Below are 17,831 nucleotides of genomic sequence, written 5' to 3' on the forward strand. Positions count from 1 at the left end.
TAAGGGGCCGCCATTCTAGAATTGACATTCGCACACCCCTCGCCGTCCGGCGCGGGGTGTCGTGCATTTTTCGAGCCGCTCCATGGACCTCCCCCTTCTCCCGGCGGGCAAGCGTTTCACGCTGCCGCGTCCCCCGTTGTCCGCCGATGCGCTGATGCTGGCCCAGCTCGGCATGCGCGAGAAGGCCGCGGGCCGCGCCACCGCGATGTTCACCGCCGACGCGAACGACGCCCAGCGGCTCATCGACGAAATCGCCTTCTTCGCGCCCGAACTGCGCTGCGCCCTCTTCCCCGACTGGGAAACGCTGCCCTACGACAGCTTCTCGCCGCACCAGGACCTGATCAGCGAGCGCCTGGCCACGCTGTGGCGCATCAGCCAGAAAGAGGCCGACGTGGTGCTGGTGCCCGCCACCACCGCGCTGTACCGGCTGGCGCCGCCGGCCTTCCTGGCCGGCTACACCTTCCAGTTCAAGGCCAAGCAGAAGCTGCAGGAATCGAAGCTCAAGGCGCAGCTCACGCTGGCCGGCTACAGCCACGTGACACAGGTGGTGAGCCCGGGCGAATACGCGGTGCGCGGCGGCCTGATCGACCTGTTTCCCATGGGCTCGCTGGTGCCGTTCCGCGTCGACCTGTTCGACGACGAGATCGACTCCATCCGCACCTTCGACCCCGACACCCAGCGCAGCCTGTACCCCGTGCCCGAGGTGCGCCTGCTGCCGGGCCGCGAGTTCCCGATGGACGACGACGCCCGCGCGCGCTTTCGCAGCCGCTGGCGCGAACTGCTCGAAGGCGACCCGACCAAGAGCCGCATCTACAAGGACATGGGCAACGGCGTGGCCACCGCCGGCATCGAGTACTACCTGCCGCTGTTCTTCGACGAGACGGCCACGGTGTTCGACTACCTCGGCCCCGACGCCACCGTCGTGCTGCACGGCGACCTCGAACCCGCGTTCCAGCACTTCTGGCAGGACACCAACGAGCGCTACCGGCTGGTGCAGGGCGACCCCGAACGCCCGGCGCTGCCGCCCGACGCGCTGTTCCTCAATGCCGAGCAGTTCTACCAGCGCGCCAAGCCGCACGCGCAGCTCGCCATCCGGGGCGACATCGCCACCGATGCGCCCTACGCCGAGTTCGACAAGCTGCCGCCGTTCGCCGTCGTGCGCGGCGCCGAAGATCCGCTGGTCGGCCTGAAGGCCCACATCGCCGCCACGCCGCACCGCGTGCTGCTGATCGCCGAAAGCGACGGCCGCCGCGAGAGCCTGCTCGACTTCCTGCGCGCCAGCGGCGTGAACCCGCCGGCCTTCGACTCGCTGGCCGAATTCGAGGCCTCGGGCGACGAGAAGATCGGCATCGCCACCGCCGCGCTGGCCTCGGGCTTCGCGTGGCGCGAACAGGCGATCGACTTCGTCACCGAGACCGAGCTGTTCGCCACCGCGCCCACCACGCGCCGGCGCAACAAGAAGCAGGAACAGGTCAGCGACGTCGAGGCGCTGATCAAGGACCTGTCCGAACTCAACGTGGGCGACCCGGTGGTGCACAGCGCGCACGGCATCGGCCGTTACCGCGGCCTGATCCACATGGACCTGGGCCAGGGCACGGGCGCCGACGGCAAGCCGCTGCTGCAGGAAATGCTGCACCTGGAGTACGCCGACAAGGCCACGCTCTACGTGCCCGTGAGCCAGCTGCACCAGATCAGCCGCTACACCGGCGTGAGCGCCGACGAGGCGCCGCTGCACAAGCTGGGCTCCGGCCAGTGGGAAAAGGCCAAGCGCAAGGCCGCCGAACAGGTGCGCGACTCGGCCGCCGAGCTGCTCAACATCTACGCCCGCCGCGCCGCGCGCGAAGGCCACGCCTTCCGCTACTCGCCGGCCGACTACGAGGTGTTCGCCAACGACTTCGGTTTCCAGGAAACCGCCGACCAGAAGGCCGCGATCCACGCTGTGGTGCAGGACATGATCTCGCCCCAGCCAATGGACCGCCTCGTGTGCGGCGACGTGGGCTTCGGCAAGACCGAGGTGGCGCTGCGCGCCGCCTTCATCGCCGTCACCGGCGGCAAGCAGGTGGCGTTTCTCGCGCCGACCACGCTGCTGGCCGAGCAGCACTACCAGACGCTGGTCGACCGTTTTGCCAAGTGGCCGGTGAAGGTGGCCGAGATGAGCCGCTTCCGCTCGGCCAAGGAAATCACGGCCGCCGCCAAGGGCCTGGCCGAGGGCCAGGTCGACATCGTCGTCGGCACGCACAAGCTGCTCTCGCAGTCGGTCAAGTTCAAGAACCTGGGCCTGCTGATCATCGACGAGGAGCACCGCTTCGGCGTGCGCCACAAGGAGGCGATGAAGGCGATGCGCGCCGAGGTCGATGTGCTCACGCTCACCGCCACGCCGATTCCACGCACGCTGGGCATGGCGCTCGAAGGCCTGCGCGACCTGAGCGTGATCGCCACCGCGCCGCAACGCCGGCTGGCCATCAAGACCTTCGTGCGCAACGAGGGCACCGGCGTGATCCGCGAAGCCGTGCTGCGCGAATTGAAGCGCGGCGGGCAGGTCTACTTCCTGCACAACGAGGTCGAGACCATCGAGAACCGCCGCCAGAAGCTCGAAGAAATCCTGCCCGAGGCCCGCATCGCCGTGGCCCACGGCCAGATGCCCGAGCGCGAGCTGGAGCGCGTGATGCGCGACTTCGTGGCCCAGCGCTACAACATGCTGCTGTGCTCGACCATCATCGAGACCGGCATCGACGTGCCCACCGCCAACACCATCGTGATGAGCCGCGCCGACAAGTTCGGCCTGGCCCAGCTGCACCAGCTGCGTGGCCGCGTCGGCCGGTCGCATCACCAAGCCTATGCGTACCTGATGGTGCCCGACACCGAAGGCCTGACCAAGCAGGCCTCGCAGCGGCTCGAAGCGATCCAGCAGATGGAGGAACTGGGCTCGGGCTTCTACCTGGCGATGCACGACCTGGAGATCCGCGGCACGGGCGAGGTGCTCGGCGAGAACCAGAGCGGCAACATGATGGAGATCGGCTTCCAGCTCTACAACGAGATGCTCAGCGAAGCCGTGCGCTCGCTGAAGGCCGGGCAGGAGCCCGACCTGCTCTCGCCGCTGTCGGTCACGACCGAGATCAACCTGCACGCCCCCGCCCTCTTGCCCGACGACTACTGCGGCGACGTGCACCTGCGGCTGTCGTTCTACAAGAAGCTCGCCACCGCGAAGAACCCCGACCAGATCGACACGCTGCTGGAAGAAATCGTCGACCGCTTCGGCAAGCTGCCGCCGCAGGCCCAGACGCTGATCGACACGCACCGCCTGCGCGTGCTCGCGCGGCCCTACGGCGTGGTCAAGGTCGATGCGGCGCCGGGCATCATCAACATCACCTTCCGCAAGGACGCGCCGGTGGACGGCATGGCCATCATCCAGCTGATCCAGAAGAACAAGCACATCAAACTTGCCGGCAACGAGAAGCTGCGCATCGAGCGCGAACTCAAGGAGCCGAAGGACCGCGCCCAGATGGTGCGCGACGTGCTGCGCAGCCTCGGACAACCCCTCGTCAAGGAAACCGCCCCCGCATGAGCGCTACGACTGAACTCTCCCCCGGCCTCGTCCTCCAGCGCGTGAAGCCGCCGCTGAAGCTCGCCGACTTCAAGCTGATCGCGTTCGACATGGACTCGACGCTGATCAACATCGAGTGCATCGACGAGATCGCCGATGCCGTCGGCAAGAAGGCCGAGGTGGCTGCGATCACCGAGGCCACGATGCGCGGCGAGATCAAGGACTTCAAGGAAAGCCTGCGCCGCCGCGTGGCGCTGCTGCAGGGCGTGCCCGTGGCCGCGCTGCAGCAGGTGTACGACGAGCGCCTGAAGCTCAACCCGGGCGCCACCGAACTGGTCGCGGCCTGCAAGAAGGCCGGCCTCAAGGTGCTGCTGGTGTCGGGCGGCTTCACCTTCTTCGCGAACCGCGTGAAGGACCGCCTGGGCATCGACTTCGCGCGCTCCAACCTGCTGGACGAAGCCGACGGCCAGCTCACCGGCCAGGTCGTGACGCAAAGCTGGGGCGACATCTGCGATGGCGCCGAAAAGCGCCGCACGCTGCTCGAAGTGGCCTCGCTCATGGGCATCTCGCCGCAAGAGACCATCGCCGTGGGCGACGGCGCCAACGACCTGCCGATGATGGGCGAGGCCGGGCTTTCGGTGGCCTATCACGCCAAGCCGAAGGTGCGCGAGCAGGCCATGGTGGCGATCAACGAAGGCGGACTCGACCGCGTGCTGGAGATCCTGAAATGACAGAAGCCGCCCCGCTCTACCGCGCCGACGCGCTGCGCGACTACGCCAGTGCCCTGCTGCAGAAGGCGGGGCTCGCGGCCTCGATGGCCGACAGCGTCGCGCGCACTTTGGTCGAAGGCGACCTGCTGGGCCACGACACCCACGGCCTCGCGCTGCTGGCCGGCTATGTGAAAGAAATCGAATCGGGCGGCATGACGCGCGACGGCGCGCCCGAGGTGCTGTCCGACCGCCCCGCCGCCGTGCTGTGGGACGGCAAGCGCCTGCCCGGCCCGTGGCTCATGGACCAGGGCATGGACCTGCTGGTGCCGCGTGCGCGTGAACTGGGTACCGCCTCGCTCGTGATCCGCCGCAGCCACCACATCGCCTGCCTCGCGGTCTACATGCTGCGCGCGCTGCAGGAAGACATGCTGATGCTGCTGGCCTGCTCCGACCCCAACACCGCCAGCGTCGCGCCCTTCGGCGGCACGCAGGCGGTGTTCACGCCGAATCCGCTGGCGATGGGCTTTCCGCTCTCGCAGGGCGGCGTGATGGTCGACATCTCGGCCTCCATCACCACCAACGGCATGAGCAACCGCAAGCGCGCGGCCGGCGAGACTTTCGCCGAGGAATGGCTCATCGACGCCTCCGGCAAGCCGTCGAACAACCCGCAGGTGCTGTTCGACCAGCCGCCCGGCACGCTGCTGCCCGTGGGCGGCCTGAGCCACGGCCACAAGGGCTACGGCATGGCGCTGCTGGTCGAGACGCTCACGGCCGGCCTCGCGGGCCACGGCCGCGCCGACCCGCCCGAAGGCTGGGGCGCGACGGTGCACCTCACGCTGCACGACCTGCACGCCTTCGGCGGCAAGGAGGCCTTCCTGCGCCAGATGGACCACGTGGCCGCGAAATGCCGCGACAACGCGCCCGTCGACCCGGCCAAGCCTGTGCGGCTGCCGGGTGAAGGCGGGTTGAAGCGTCGGGAAGCGCAATCGGCGAACGGGGTGCGGCTGCACCCGTCGATTGCGCGCTCGCTGCAGGAAGTGGAGCAGCGGCATGGCCTGCGGCTGGCGCAGGCGCTGATCTGACGAGGCTTATTCCTCGTCGTCGTTCTCGGTGTGCGCGGGCGCGCCCGCGGGCCGCGGCTGGCGCTTGCCGGGCTTGGCCAGGATCTCGATGTAGAACTGCTTGCCGCCCTCTTTCACCACACCGTCGATGAGGCCGGTGATGGCCGTGAGGTGGATGGTTTCGGCGGATTCCTGGGCGGCGCCGAACCGGCAGTCGAAGTCCCAGAAGTCGGCGCCTTCGGGCAGGTCGCGGCGGCGCTCGCGCTTGATGTACTTGCGAATCTCGTGCTTGACGGCTTCGAGGTGACGGTCGGGGTGCTTGCCCTCGACCTGAAGCTGGAAGGTTTTTCTCATGGGTGATGGTAACCCGCTGTGTACAGTCGGCGCATTCAACGGATTACAGGTGAAAGCATGGCACGCGCAAACGACTGGGCAAGCAAGGTGATGGCATTGGTGAACGGCGGCAACGCCCCGGCGGCCATTGCGCAGATCAAGGTCGCGCCCTCGGTCAAGGACCTGAAGGCGCTGCAGACCATCATGACGCTCTCCAAAATGAAAGGCCGCCATCCGAACGTGGATGCGGCCATTTCAGAGAACCTGGACCTGCTGGCGGCACCGCGCCTGCACCGGTCCCCCTGACGATTTACAGGGCCTGGCCGAGGCGCTTCACGCCCTCTTCGATCTTCTCGATGTCGGCCGTGGCAAAGCTCAGGCGCAGCGTCGCCACATCGGGCTTCTCGGCGAAGAACGGCGCGCCGGGCACGAAGGCCACCAGCTTCTCGATCGCACGCTTGGCCAGCTCGTTGGCATCGGCCAGCTTGCCGTTGGCGCCCGTCAGGCGCGCCCAGAAGAACAACCCGCCGTTGGGCTGCGTGAAGCTCACCGCATCGCCCAGCTCGCGCGTCAGCGCGGCGCCCATGGCCTGCGCACGCTGGCCGTAGACCTCGCGCACATGCGCCAGCGTGCCGGGCATGCGGCCGCTCTTGAGGTACTGCGCGGCCGTGGCCTGCGCGAAGGTGCTGGTGTGGGCGTCGCTGAACTGTTTGCACATCGTGGCCTTGGCCAGCAGCTCGGGCGGCGCGATCATCCAGCCGATGCGAAGGCCGGGGCTGAGCACCTTGCTCAGGCTGCCGCAATGCGCGAGCAGCTCGCGGCTGCCGGGCACGTCCTTGCTCAGCGACATGATCGACGGCGGCGGCGCTTCGCCGAAATACAGGTCGCCGTAGGGATCGTCCTCGACGATCAGCGTCTGGTACTTCACGGCCAGCTCGAGCACCTTCTTGCGACGCTCCAGGCTCAGCATGGCGCCGCTGGGGTTGCCGAAGGTGGGGATCAGGTAGACGAACTTGGGCTTGTGCTCGGCGATGAGCTTCTCGAGCTCGTCGGTCTTCACGCCGTTGGCGTCGATGGGCGCGCTGATGAGCTGCGCGCCGTACAGGCGGAAGCACTGGATCGTGGCCAGGAAGGTCGGGCCTTCGACGATCACCTTGTCGCCGGGCGAGATCATGGTCTTGCCTAGCAGGTCCAGCGCCTGCTGGCTGCCGGTGGTGACGATCAGGCCGCTGGGGTCGACGTCGACGCCCTTGGTCTTCATGAAGGACGAGAGCTGGTTGCGCAGCGGCTCGTAGCCTTCGGTGGCGCCGTACTGCAGGGCCCCGCCGGCTTCTTCGGTGAGCGCCTTCTGGCTCGCCTCCTTCAGGCCCTCGACGTCGAACATGGCGCTGTCGGGAAAGCCGCCCGCAAAACTGATGATGCCGGGCTTGCCCAGCAGCTTGAAGAGTTCGCGGATGGCGGAGGTTTCGACGTTGTCGAGGCGGGAGGCGAATTGCATGGTCAGTCTCACTTTCTGGGCGTCATTGTCGCGAAAGCCCGGGCAGGAAAGCTGCGTAGGGCCATGGCTTTTCGACGATATATTGCATCCATCGCCGCAAACGCCGGTGCTCGCCCTGCCTTCCACGGCATGCGCCCCGCGAGCCCCTTGCAATGAACGGCGGCCCCCACGACCCATGAAAAAATCCGACATCCCCCTCTTCTTCGCGACCCTGCAGGCCGCCAACCCCGAGCCGCGCACGGAGCTCGAATACACCACGCCCTTCGAGCTGCTGGCCGCCGTGCTGCTGTCGGCGCAGGCGACCGACGTGGGCGTGAACAAGGCGACGCGCCGGCTGTATCCGGTGGCGAACACGCCGCAGGCGATCCTCGACCTCGGGGTGGAAGGGCTGGAGTCGTACATCAAGACGATCGGGCTGTACCGCAGCAAGGCCAAGCACCTGATCGAGGCCTGTCGCATGTTGGTCGAGCTGCATGGCGGCGAGGTGCCGCGCACGCGCGCCGAGCTCGAGGCGCTGCCGGGCGTGGGGCGCAAGACGGCCAACGTGGTGCTCAACGTGGCCTTCGGCGAGGAGACGATCGCGGTCGACACGCACATCTTCCGCATCGGCAACCGCACCGGGCTCGCGCCCGGCAAGACGCCGCTGGACGTGGAACTCAAGCTCGAAAAGCGCATCCCACCCGAATTCCGCCTGCACGCGCACCACTGGCTGATCCTGCACGGGCGCTACGTCTGCGTGGCGCGCAAGCCGCGCTGCTGGGAATGCGCGGTCTCCACCTTCTGCTCGTTCAAGCCCAAGACGCCGGCACCCAAGACCGCCTGAGCGGCATCACACACATCGCACATGACGACAACGATTTTCAAGAAGACGCCTTCCGCCGCCCTCCTCTTTCTCGCAGCGCTGTGCAGCGCGGGCGCCGCCTGGTCGCGCGACGGCGTGCTGCCGCCCGAGACGATGGCGCTCTACGGCGGGCGCTGGTCCACCAACTGCGCCGACGCAGCCGCGCCTACGTTGCAGGTGCGCGAAGACATGCTGATCGCCGAGCGCGGCAAGCGCCGCGTCGTCGGCCGCCAGCCAGACACGGCCCACAGCTTTTTCGGCAACCAGCCGCCCCCGCCGAACTTCGACGTGGCGCTCATGAGCCGCGTAGGCAAGGGCGACAACGCGATGATGAATTTCCTGGTCTTTCGCGATGCGCGCGGCCAGTCGATCACGTTGAAGGCCGACAAGCCGGTCGTCGGCCAACTGGGCCCGGAGCTGATGAAGCAGCGCTACTGGCGATGCGATGGCCCGGCTCGCGCCGCGACGCCGCCCGCCGAACCTGCTGCCACGATCAAGCCACCGGCACCGGCCACGGGCAGCCCGGCCGCCCTCGCCCGGGGCCCCGCGATGGACAAGGCCTGGCGCGCCGCGCTGGGCACGCGCGAAACCGAACGCTGGCTGGTGCGCCGCGAAGGCCCGGCGCCCGAGCCGCAATGGGTGACGGTGGACGGCACACGCTACCTGCTGCACGCCTTCTGCAAGCCGCACGACTGCTACGACCACAACGCGATCGCGCTGTACGACCAGGGCTCGGGCCGGCTCTACGGCCTGGTGCAGCGCAACGGGCAGAACCAGCTCCTGGGCGGCCCGTCGCCGCAGTTCGCGGGGCAGCTCGACCGGCTCTGGCGCGAGCAGTGGCGCGCGAAGAACTGACAGCGCCTCGTCAGCCGACCGGCGCGGCGACCACGCGCCAGTCGCCGAAAGCCGCCGCGTCGTTGGGCCATTGATCGGCCTGTTCGGGGCACGTCACGCCCTGCGACAGCAGCTGCACCGCCCGCAGCACGCCGGCGTGCGTGACCCACAGCGCGTCGGCGCCGGTCGCCAGCCAATCGGCATGCGCCAAGGCCACGCGCCGCATGAAGGCGCGCACGCTCTCGCCGTCGCCTCCCGCCGGGGCATCGGCGAAGCGATCCGTCCAGGCCTCGAATTCTTCACGGGCCACTGCAGACCACAGGCGCCCTTCCCAGGCGCCGAAACTCATCTCCGCCAGCCGCGCATCGCGCCGCACCGAAAGATCCGGCCGCAGCGCGACGATGGCGTCCGCCAGCATGGCGCAGCGCCGCAGCGGCGAACTCCACAGCGCGATACCGACCGGCAGCACTGCCGCGATGCGTTCGGCCGCGGCCTGCGTGCCGTCCGCGTGGGCATCGAGGTCGGTCGCGCCGTAGCACAGGCCCGCCGGCGCGATCACCGGTGCGTGGCGCTGCAGCCAGAGCTGGGCGGTCGCGGCGCTCATGCCTTCCACGCCAGCGCGAGGTAGATTGCCAGCTCGCATACCTGCTGCGTCGCGCCGAGTCCGTCGCCCGTGAAGCCCTGCAGCCGACGCACGAAGAGCCGCGCCATCCAGCCACCGGCGAGCACCAGCGCCGCAAGCGCCGCGCCCACATGCACCGCGTCGTGCGCGCACAGCAGCAGCGCCACGGCGGGTGCGGCCCACAGCACGGCGACGAGCAGCGCACCGCCGCTGATCGCGTCGGCCAGCAGCTTGGCCTTGCTGCCGCTGCTGTCGCCCACGTAAGGCAGCCAGCGGATCAGGAACAGCGGCGCCAGCCGCGACAGCACATGCGCGCCGACGATCGACACCGCCGCCACGTCCAACCCGCGCGTGGCCAGCGCAGCGAGCAGGCCGAACTTCAGGCCCAACGCCAGCACCAGCGCGACCGCACCGAAGGCGCCGATGCGCGAGTCCTTCATGATCTCCAGCGCGCGCTCGCGGCTGGCCGAACCACCGAGGCCGTCGGCCACGTCGGCCAGGCCGTCTTCGTGGAAGGCGCCCGTGAGCATCACGGTGGCGACGGTGCTCAGCACGGCCGCGACCAGCGCCCCCGCCACGCCCGGCAGACCCGCCCCCACGGCCACGAACACGGCCGCCGCCACCCCGCCCGCGATCCAGCCGATGGCCGGCAGATGCGCCGCGGCGGCGCGCAGCATCTGCGGGCTGAAGCCGACCCAGGCGGCGAGTTTTCCCGTCACCGGCACGCGGGTGAAGAACTGGACCGCCAGCAGGAAATGGCGCACGCCGTTCATTGCTGGCGCGACACGCCCGCCGATTCGAAGCTCGCCATCTCGCGCAGGATGCGGCAGGCCGATTCGAGCAACGGCCACGCCAGCGCACCGCCCGAGCCCTCGCCCAGGCGCAGGTCGAGGTTCAGCAAGGGCTCGAGCCCGAGGTGTTTCAGCAGCAGTGTGTGTCCGGGCTCCGCCGAGCTGTGCGCCGCCACGCAGCGCTGCGTGACCTGCGGGCGGATCGCCTGGGCGACCAGCACGGCGGCGCTGGCGATGAAGCCGTCGACCACGATCACGCGCCGCTCCTGCGCCGCCTGCAGCACGGCGCCGACCAGCGTCGCCACCTCGAAGCCGCCGAACGCGGCCAGCGCCTCGAGCGGCGCGGTCGCGCCCGCGTGCAGGGCGAGCACCTCGCGCAGCACCTCGCGCTTGCGCGCCAGGCCGTCGGCATCGAGCCCCGTGCCGGCGCCCGTGCACAGGCCGATCTCCAGCCCGGCCAGGCGCGACAGCAGCAGCGCCGCGGACGAGCTGTTGCCGATGCCCATTTCGCCCAGCAGCAGCGCGTTGCCCGGCAGCGCGCGCACCACCTCGCGGCCGTTGGCGATGGCCTGGGCGCATTGTTCGGGCGTCATGGCGGGGCCGGCCGAGGCGTCGGCCGTGCCGGCGGCGATGCGCCGCGACACCAGGCCGGGGCGCGGCTCGAAGTCGCGCCGCACGCCGCAATCGACCACGGTGAGCGCCAGGCCGTGCTGGCGCGCCAGCACGCTGACGGCCGCGCCGCCGGCCAGGAAGTTCTCGACCATCTGCCAGGTCACGTCGCTCGGGTAGGCCGACACGCCGCGCGCCGCCAGCCCGTGATCGCCCGCGCACACGAGCATCTGCGGCGCGTCGAGCACCGGCTGCTCGCTGCCCAGGATGGTGCCGATGCGCAGCGCCAGCGCTTCGAGGCGGCCCAGCGCGCCGACGGGCTTGGTCTTGTTGTCGAGCGCGGCCTGCAGGCGCGCGGCGAGCGCGGCGTCGGCGATGTCGGGAATGGCGGGAATCAAATCGGTGTCGGTCATGCGATCAGGCCGGCGAGCACGCCGGCGTCGAAGTGGGTGTCGATGAAGTCGGCCAGGCCGTCGAAGGTGGCGTCCAGCGTAGGCGCCGTGGTGCCGAACAGCGCCTGCAGCGCGGCCGGGTCCTCGAACAGGCCGTGCAAATAGAGGCCCAGCACGTTGCCGCGCGCGTTCTGCCAGGCCAGGCCCTCGGGCATCACGGCGCGGCCGTCGTGGGCCAGCTGGGGGTGGGCGGCCGTCTGGCCGTGGTGGATTTCGTAGCCGGCGATGCGCACGCCCGCCAGCGCGGCCCAGGGGCCGGCCACGAGGTCGCCGGAAAAGGTCGCCTCGCGGTGCCGCACGGTCTTCTCGCGCTCGAACACAGTCACGAGCGGCAGCAACCCGAGCCCTGGCGCGTTGCCGTCGATGCCGTGCGGATCGACCAGCGCCTCGCCCAGCATCTGCAGCCCGCCGCACACGCCCAGCACGGCGCCGCCGCGCCCGGCATGCTCGGCCACGGCGCGGTCCAGCCCCTGCGCGCGCAGCCAGGCGAGGTCGCCGCTCGTGTGCTTGGAGCCCGGCAGCACGATCCAGTCGGCGCCGGCCACGTCGGCCGGCGTGCGGGCCCAGACCAGGCGCACGCCGGGCACGTTCTTCAGCGCCTGGAACTCGTCGAGGTTGCTCAGGCGCGGGTACGCGACCACCGCCACGGTGCGCGTGACCACGCCGCTGGCGCGGCTGCGGTCGTCGAACACGCCGTCTTCCTCGGGCAGGCCGTGCTGCCACCACATGGGCAGCGTGGCCACGGTGGGCACGCCGGTCAGCTCTTGCAGCTGCTGCGGCGCGGGCGCCAGCAGCGACGCATCGCCCCGGAACTTGTTGAGCACGAAACCGTTGATGAGCGCCCGGTCGGCTTCGGGCAGCAGCGCCCAGGTGCCGTACAGGTGGGCGAAGGCGCCGCCGCGGTCGATGTCGGTCGCCAGCAGGCAGCGCGCCTGGGCGTGGCGGGCGACGCGCAGGTTGACGATGTCGCTGGCCATGAGGTTGATCTCGGCCGGCGAGCCGGCGCCTTCGATCACGACCACGTCGTTCTCGGCGCGCAGTTCGTCGAAGGCCTGCGCGATCTGCGGCCAGACGCGCTCGCAGCGCCCGCGCCACGGCAGGGTCGACAGCGCCTCGTTCACCTGCCCCATCAGCACCACCTGGCTGTGGGTGTCGCGCTCGGGCTTGAGCAGCAGCGGGTTCATGCGCACGTCGGGCACGGCATTCGCGGCCAGGGCCTGGAAGTACTGGGCGCTGCCGATTTCGCCGCCCTCGACCACGCGGGCGTTGTTGCTCATGTTCTGCGCCTTGAACGGCGCCACCCGCAGCCCCTGGCGGGCATACCACCGGCACAGCGCGGTGGCCAGCCAGCTCTTGCCGGCGCCGCTGGTGGTGCCCAGGACCATGACGCAGCGCGCCGGCCCGCTTGTCGCTCTAGAACTCATCCGGGGATTGTCGTTGAGCGCTGAACCGAATCCGGAAAGCCGAATCGGACGTACCAAGGGATGCGGCCCGCTGCGGGCCGCATCCACCAAGCCATGTCTGCCCTCAACGATCTGGCGCTGACGGTCGAGGAACGCGAGCCGGGCCGGTTCTACTGGCTCCTGCTCGAAGCCGTCCACGACACCGGCAGCACCTCCGACACGCTCGGCTACCGGCCGCTGCGGGTGGCTGCGCGCCCGCAAGCCAGCTATTCGAGTGCGCTCGCGCTGGGCGCGGTGGCGCTGAAACAGGCCGCCGCCACGGCGACGCATCCGGGCCCTGGCGACAGCGCCTGAGCCCGGAAGAGCCCGATCAGCGGGTCGCCACCTTCTCGGCGGCCGGCACTTCCCAGCCGCCGCCGATGGCGCGGATCAGCCCCACCGTCGCCTGGTACTGGGCCGACTTCACCTGCAGCGCCTGGCGCCGGTTGCGCAGCTCGCTGCGGCGCGCGTCGAGCAGGTCGAGCTGGCTCACGTAGCCGTTGCGGTAGCGCGTGTCCGACAGGCTGGTGGCGCGCTGGGCCGAGGTCACGGCCTGCGCCTGCACCACCGACTGCTCCTGCAGGATGCGGATGGCCGCCAGCTGGTCTTCGACCTCCTGGAACGCCACCAGCACCTGCGAGCGGTAGCTGGCCAGTGCGCCGTCGAGCTGGGCGTTGGCGCCCTGCACACCGGCCTCGCGGCGCCCGCCGTCGAAGATCGGCAGCGACAGCAGCGCGCCCACGCCCCACGAACGGGCCGACCACTTGAAGAGGTCGCCGATCTCGGGCGAGGCATAGCCGGCCGCGCCGGTCAGCGAGATGTTCGGGAACCACGCGGTCTGCGCCACGCCCACGCGGGCCTGCGCCGCCATGACGGCGCTCTGCGCGGCCGACACGTCCGGCCGGCGCGTGAGCACCGTGGACGGCACGCCCGGCGGGATCACCGGCAGCGCGGTGCCCCAGTCGTCGGGCCGCATGCCGAAGCTGGAGGCCGAATCGCCCACCAGCACGGCCAGTGCATGTTCCACCTGCGCGCGCTGGCGGTCGAGCGCGAGCGCATCCGACTCGGTGGACGACACCTCGGTCTGCACGCGCGCCACGTCGAGCTCGGCGATGTCGCCGGCCTGCTGGCGGCGCTGCGTGAGGCGCAGCGTGTCGCGGTAAGCGGCGACCGATTCGCGCACCAGCACGCGCTCGGCGTCGAGCGCGCGCAGCTGCAGGTAGGTCTGCGCCACCTCGGCCTGCACCGCGAGGCGGGTGCTCTGCAGCAGCGCCTCGCGGCCGGCCGCGTCGAGCTTGGCCGCATCGGCCGCGCCCGAGAGGCGGCCGAACAGGTCGACCTCGTACGAGAACGTGGCGCCGATGTTGGTCATGGTGCCCGGCCGGGTGCTGGCCGTGGCCTTGTCCAGGCCCGCACCGCGGTTGGCGCCGGCGCCCAGGCCGATCTGCGGCAGGCGGTCGGCCTGGGCGCTGCGCGCCAGCGCGCGGGCCTCGGCCAGCCGCGCGGCGGCGGCCTGGATGTTGGTGTTGTCGACCTCGGCGCGCTGGATCAGCGTGTTGAGCACCGGGTCGTTGAACGCCAGCCACCACTCGCCGCGCGGCTGCGCCTCGGCGGGCGTGGCCCGGGTGAAGCCGGCCGGCGCCGTGGCACCCGGCTGTTCCTTGAACTGCGCCGCGGTCGGCACCGTGGGCATGCCCGAAGGCACGCTGGCGCAACCGGCCAGCACCAGGGCCGCCACCAGCGGCAGCACGGCGGCGCGCAGCGGGCGCATCAGGGTTGGGATTGCGAATGTCATGGACAACCTTCTTTCTTCTTGTCGATCAGTCATGCGCGCCATGCGAGGGGCGCGGCGAGGCCGGCACCGGGTGCAGGCCGCCACCGCCGCCACCGTGCGACGAGGCCACGGGGTGGTCGGCCGACACGAAGTCGTCGCCGTGCGGCACTTCGCCATGCAGCTTGAGCGGCCGGTTGCCCGCCAGGCGGCGCATCAGCACGTAGAACACCGGCGTCAGGAACAGGCCGAAGGCCGTCACGCCGATCATCCCGGCGAACACCGCCACGCCCATCGCCTTGCGCATCTCGGAGCCGGCGCCGGTCGAGAGCACCAGGGGCAGCACACCCATCACGAAGGCCAGCGAGGTCATCAGGATCGGGCGCAGGCGCAGGCGGCTGGCTTCGATCGCGGCCTGGATCGGCGTGCGTCCGGCGAACTCCAGCTCCCGTGCGAACTCCACGATCAGGATCGCGTTCTTCGCACTCAGCCCCACCAGCACGATCAACCCGATCTGCGTGAAGACGTTGTTGTCGCCTCCCGAGATCCACACGCCCGCCATCGCGGCCATGATGCCCATCGGCACGATCAGGATGATCGCGATCGGCAGCGTCAGGCTTTCGTACTGCGCGGCCAGCACCAGGAACACCAGCAGGATGGCCAGCGGGAACACCAGGAAGGCGGAGTTGCCGGCCAGGATTTCCTGGTACGTCAGCTCGGTCCACTCGAAGCTCACGCCCTTGGGCAGCGTCTCGGCCGCGATCTTGGTGATCACGTCCTGCGCCTGGCCCGACGAATAGCCGGGGGCCGGGCCGCCGTTGATGTCGGCGGCCAGGTAGCCGTTGTAGCGCATGGCGCGTTCCGGGCCGAAGGTCGAGTTGACCTTCATCAGCGCGGCCAGCGGCACCATTTCGCCCGAGGTCGAGCGCACCTTCAGCATGCCCACGTCTTCGGCACGGGCGCGGTACGGCGCATCGGCCTGGACGCGCACGGAGTACGTGCGGCCGAACTTGTTGAAGTCGTTGGCATACAGGCTACCCAGGTAGATCTGCATCGTGTCGAAGATGTCCGTCACGGGCACGCCGAGCTGACGCGCCTTGGTGCGGTCGATGTCGGCGTACAGCTGCGGCACGTTGACCTGCCAGCTCGTGAACATGCCCGTCAGCTCGGGCGCCGCATACGCCTTGGCCATGAAGGCCTTCACCGCGACGTCCATCTGGTCGTAGCCGACCGAGGCCCGGTCTTCGATCTGCAGCTTGAAGCCGCCGGTCGTGCCCAGGCCTGCCACCGGCGGCGGCGGGAACATCACGATGAACGCGTCCTGGATGCTCGAGAACGCACCGTTGAGCTGGCCGGCCACCGCACCGCCGCTCTGGTCGGCACGCTTGCGTTGGTCGAAGGGCTTGAGCGTGGCGAACACGATGCCCGAGTTGGAGCTGTTGGTGAAGCCGTTGATCGACAGGCCCGGGAAGGCAATGGCGTCTTCCACGTTCGGGTTCTTCTTCATGATCTCGCCCATGCGGGTGATCACCTCTTCCGTGCGGTCGAGCGTGGCGCCGTCGGGCAGCTGGGCAAAACCGATGAGGTACTGCTTGTCCTGCGCCGGCACGAAGCCGCTGGGCACCGCCTTGAAGAGGCCGAAGGTCACGCCGACCAGCGCGAGGTAGATCACCAGCATCAGCGTCTTGCGCGAGATCACGCGCTTGACGCCGCCGCTGTAGGCCTCGGAGCCGCGATGGAAGAACTTGTTGAAGCCACGGAACAGCCAGCCGAAGGCCTTGTCCATGCCGCGCGTCAGGGCGTCCTTCGGCTGGTCATGGCCGCGCAGCAGCAGTGCAGCCAGGGCCGGCGACAGCGTCAGCGAGTTGATGGCCGAGATCACCGTCGAGATCGCGATGGTCACCGCGAACTGCTTGTAGAACTGGCCCGTGAGGCCGCTGATGAACGCCAGCGGCACGAACACGGCCACGAGCACCAGCGCGATCGCGATGATGGGGCCCGACACTTCGCGCATGGCGCGGTACGTGGCCTCACGCGGCGTGAGTCCCGCCTCGATGTTGCGCTCGACGTTCTCCACCACCACGATGGCGTCGTCCACCACGATGCCGATCGCCAGCACCAGCCCGAACAGACTCAGCGCATTGATCGAGAACCCGAGGATGTGCAGCACCGCGAAGGTACCGATCACCGACACCGGCACGGCCAGCAGCGGAATGATGGAGGCGCGCCACGTTTGCAGGAACAGGATCACCACCAGCACCACCAGCGCGATGGCTTCGAGCAGCGTGTGGATCACCGATTCGATCGATGCGCGCACGAACTGCGTCGGGTCATAGGCAATGCGGTATTCCAGGCCTTCCGGCATGTTCTTGTTGAGTTCTTCCATCGTCTTGCGGACGTTGGACGAGATGTCGAGCGCGTTGGAGCCCGGTGCCTGGAACACGCCCATGCCGACGGCCGGGTCGTTGTTCAGCAGCGAACGCAGCGAGTAGTCGGCGGCGCCCATTTCGAGGCGGCCGATGTCGCGAAGACGCGTGACGGCGCCGTCGGTGCCGCTCTTGACGATGATGTCGCCGAATTCTTCTTCGCTCTGCAGGCGGCCTTGCGCATTGATCGACAGCTGCATGTCCACGCCCGACAGGCCCGGCGATGCACCGACCACGCCGGCCGCGGCCTGCACGTTCTGGCCACGGATCGCAGCCACCACGTCGGAAGCCGAGAGGCCACGCTGCGCGACCTTCTGCGGGTCGAGCCACACGCGCATCGAGTAGTCGCCGCCGCCGAAGATCTGCACCTGGCCCACGCCTTCGATGCGCGCGAGCGGGTCCTTCACGTTCAGCACCGCGTAGTTGCGCAGGTAGTTGATGTCGTAGCGGTTGTTCGGCGAGACGAGGTGGACCACCATCGTCAGGTCGGGTGCGCTCTTGACGGTCGTGATGCCCAGGCGCCGCACTTCTTCGGGCAGGCGCGGCTCGGCTTGCGAGACGCGGTTCTGCACGAGCTGCTGGGCCTTGTCAGGGTCGGTGCCCAGGCGGAAGGTGACGGTCAGCGTCATCACGCCGTCGGTCGTCGCCTGGCTGCCCATGTAGAGCATGCCTTCGACGCCGTTGATCTGCTCTTCGAGCGGCGTGGCCACCGTTTCGGCGATCACCTTCGGGTTGGCGCCCGGGTACGTTGCGCGCACCACCACCGAGGGCGGCGCGACTTCCGGGTACTCCGAGATCGGCAGACCGCGCAGCGCAATCAGGCCGGCGATCAGCATCAGTAGCGACAGCACGCCGGCAAAGATCGGCCTGTCGATGAAGAATTTTGAGAGATTCATG

General features: G+C 69.4%; 15 protein-coding genes. 7 read left to right on the forward strand and 8 right to left on the reverse strand.

Annotation, left to right across the window (positions count from 1 at the left end; translation table 11 throughout):
- The first annotated feature begins 82 nt into the window (after positions 1-82).
- Genes mfd through AC07Q9_RS10655 form a run of 3 tightly spaced genes read left to right on the forward strand, consistent with a single transcriptional unit; the run spans position 83 to position 5,336 of the window.
- Positions 83-3,565: a transcription-repair coupling factor gene (gene mfd / locus AC07Q9_RS10645; protein WP_062480717.1), complete on the forward strand. Its 3,483-nt coding sequence runs from the start codon at positions 83-85 to the stop codon at positions 3,563-3,565.
- The gene (gene serB, locus AC07Q9_RS10650; RefSeq protein ID WP_139704649.1) at positions 3,562-4,275 is read left to right on the forward strand and encodes a phosphoserine phosphatase SerB; all 714 of its coding nucleotides are present in this window, start codon (positions 3,562-3,564) and stop codon (positions 4,273-4,275) included. Before mfd ends, serB begins: the two co-directional genes overlap by 4 nt.
- On the forward strand, positions 4,272-5,336 hold the full coding sequence (locus AC07Q9_RS10655) for an Ldh family oxidoreductase (protein ID WP_495309269.1): 1,065 nt from the start codon (positions 4,272-4,274) through the stop codon (positions 5,334-5,336). The genes serB and AC07Q9_RS10655 overlap by 4 nt, the downstream gene beginning before the upstream one ends.
- 6 nt (positions 5,337-5,342) lie before the next feature.
- Here AC07Q9_RS10655 and AC07Q9_RS10660 read toward each other — a convergent pair whose 3' ends face one another.
- Positions 5,343-5,669: a DUF6172 family protein gene (locus tag AC07Q9_RS10660; RefSeq protein WP_495309271.1), complete on the reverse strand. Its 327-nt coding sequence runs from the start codon at positions 5,667-5,669 to the stop codon at positions 5,343-5,345.
- A 57-nt stretch (positions 5,670-5,726) separates the two neighbouring features.
- Here AC07Q9_RS10660 and AC07Q9_RS10665 point away from each other — a divergent pair, with 57 nt between their 5' ends.
- The gene (locus AC07Q9_RS10665) at positions 5,727-5,954 is read left to right on the forward strand and encodes a hypothetical protein (protein ID WP_495309273.1); all 228 of its coding nucleotides are present in this window, start codon (positions 5,727-5,729) and stop codon (positions 5,952-5,954) included.
- 4 nt (positions 5,955-5,958) lie between these two features.
- Here AC07Q9_RS10665 and AC07Q9_RS10670 read toward each other — a convergent pair whose 3' ends face one another.
- Positions 5,959-7,146, reverse strand: coding sequence for an aminotransferase-like domain-containing protein (locus tag AC07Q9_RS10670; RefSeq protein ID WP_495309275.1), 1,188 nt, complete (start codon positions 7,144-7,146; stop codon positions 5,959-5,961).
- A gap of 175 nt (positions 7,147-7,321) precedes the next feature.
- On the opposite strand from AC07Q9_RS10670, the gene nth reads away from it, so the two are divergent.
- Positions 7,322-7,969 (forward strand): endonuclease III, encoded by a 648-nt coding sequence (gene nth / locus AC07Q9_RS10675; protein ID WP_095745121.1) that lies wholly within the window; start codon positions 7,322-7,324, stop codon positions 7,967-7,969.
- 21 nt (positions 7,970-7,990) lie between these two features.
- On the forward strand, positions 7,991-8,842 hold the full coding sequence (locus AC07Q9_RS10680; RefSeq protein ID WP_495309278.1) for an Ivy family c-type lysozyme inhibitor: 852 nt from the start codon (positions 7,991-7,993) through the stop codon (positions 8,840-8,842).
- A gap of 10 nt (positions 8,843-8,852) precedes the next feature.
- Here the strand turns inward: AC07Q9_RS10680 and AC07Q9_RS10685 are convergent, their stop codons facing one another.
- The 4 genes from AC07Q9_RS10685 to AC07Q9_RS10700 are packed head-to-tail and all read right to left on the reverse strand — an operon-like array spanning position 8,853 to position 12,719.
- Positions 8,853-9,425, reverse strand: coding sequence for a histidine phosphatase family protein (locus AC07Q9_RS10685; RefSeq protein ID WP_495309280.1), 573 nt, complete (start codon positions 9,423-9,425; stop codon positions 8,853-8,855).
- Complete coding sequence (locus AC07Q9_RS10690; RefSeq protein WP_495309282.1) at positions 9,422-10,216, reverse strand: adenosylcobinamide-GDP ribazoletransferase; 795 nt, start codon at positions 10,214-10,216, stop codon at positions 9,422-9,424. The genes AC07Q9_RS10685 and AC07Q9_RS10690 overlap by 4 nt, the downstream gene beginning before the upstream one ends.
- Positions 10,213-11,256: a nicotinate-nucleotide--dimethylbenzimidazole phosphoribosyltransferase gene (gene cobT / locus AC07Q9_RS10695; RefSeq protein ID WP_495309285.1), complete on the reverse strand. Its 1,044-nt coding sequence runs from the start codon at positions 11,254-11,256 to the stop codon at positions 10,213-10,215. The genes AC07Q9_RS10690 and cobT overlap by 4 nt, the downstream gene beginning before the upstream one ends.
- Positions 11,253-12,719 (reverse strand): cobyric acid synthase, encoded by a 1,467-nt coding sequence (locus AC07Q9_RS10700; RefSeq protein ID WP_495309287.1) that lies wholly within the window; start codon positions 12,717-12,719, stop codon positions 11,253-11,255. Before AC07Q9_RS10700 ends, cobT begins: the two co-directional genes overlap by 4 nt.
- Before the next feature lie 93 nt (positions 12,720-12,812).
- Here AC07Q9_RS10700 and AC07Q9_RS10705 point away from each other — a divergent pair, with 93 nt between their 5' ends.
- A complete protein-coding gene (locus AC07Q9_RS10705) occupies positions 12,813-13,052 on the forward strand; it encodes a hypothetical protein (protein ID WP_495309289.1) in 240 nt (79 codons plus the stop codon).
- A 16-nt stretch (positions 13,053-13,068) separates the two neighbouring features.
- Here AC07Q9_RS10705 and AC07Q9_RS10710 read toward each other — a convergent pair whose 3' ends face one another.
- Positions 13,069-14,532: an efflux transporter outer membrane subunit gene (locus AC07Q9_RS10710; RefSeq protein WP_495309291.1), complete on the reverse strand. Its 1,464-nt coding sequence runs from the start codon at positions 14,530-14,532 to the stop codon at positions 13,069-13,071.
- Between the two features lie 25 nt (positions 14,533-14,557).
- Positions 14,558-17,830, reverse strand: coding sequence for an efflux RND transporter permease subunit (locus AC07Q9_RS10715; protein WP_095947753.1), 3,273 nt, complete (start codon positions 17,828-17,830; stop codon positions 14,558-14,560).
- Position 17,831: the final 1 nt, after the last annotated feature.

The organism is Variovorax sp. GW821-FHT09A10 (assembly GCF_059418385.1).